The sequence below is a fragment of the Paenibacillus sp. 01T422 genome (genome assembly GCF_056398785.1).
Map to the genome: position 1 here is coordinate 1 of NZ_JBFTQB010001539.1, position 597 is coordinate 597.

Genomic DNA, 597 nt, shown 5'->3' on the forward strand with positions numbered 1-597 from the left:
CCCCTTCACTTTAACTAATCGATACTCCTTTTCCGTAGACCATGCTTTCATGATACCTTTGCCCATGTGAGACATATTCGGTTTAATGTAAACCGATTGGTACCGTCTCATTAAGCGATAAAATGAATCCCGATTTAATACCGTTGTCGACGGTAAATAAGCTCGGATATGGGGATCCTTTGAATAAAATAAGTGCAAACTCAACTTACCAGGCATGCCATCAACTCCTTGTTAAAGTATCTCGCGAGCTGTAATGTATCTACTTAACCAATAAGGGCTTCTCCATCTCGTAATTGTCACGCCGGGAGGTGATTTATACGTATTGAGCATCCTGCCATTTYCGATATCAACCCCACAATGACCAATCCTATTATCCGAATAGCGCGGTCTACGGAAAAAGATGACATCACCGGCTTCAACATCCTTTTGAGCGATCCTTTTGCCCACAGTTGCTTGAATTGCCAAATTTGAAGTGATATCTACATTAAAGAGCCTATTGATTGACCTAAAACTCACGTATCGTTTTCCCTGGTCAGTTAGGAGGGGATCCATCTGGAAGTTAACTCCCTCTCTTCTGGCAATCCCTCCCTGTCGTGG

At 43.0% G+C, this 597-nt stretch carries 2 protein-coding genes; both read right to left on the reverse strand.

The genetic code is table 11. The features are described 5' to 3' along the window. Positions 1-216 (reverse strand): YheC/YheD family protein (locus AC1DUA_RS40045; RefSeq protein ID WP_477504936.1); only part of this gene is annotated, 216 nt, incomplete at its 3' end. 15 nt (positions 217-231) lie between these two features. Further along, positions 232-552, reverse strand: coding sequence for a C40 family peptidase (locus tag AC1DUA_RS40050; protein WP_477504937.1), 321 nt, complete (start codon positions 550-552; stop codon positions 232-234). Positions 553-597 lie beyond the last annotated feature (45 nt).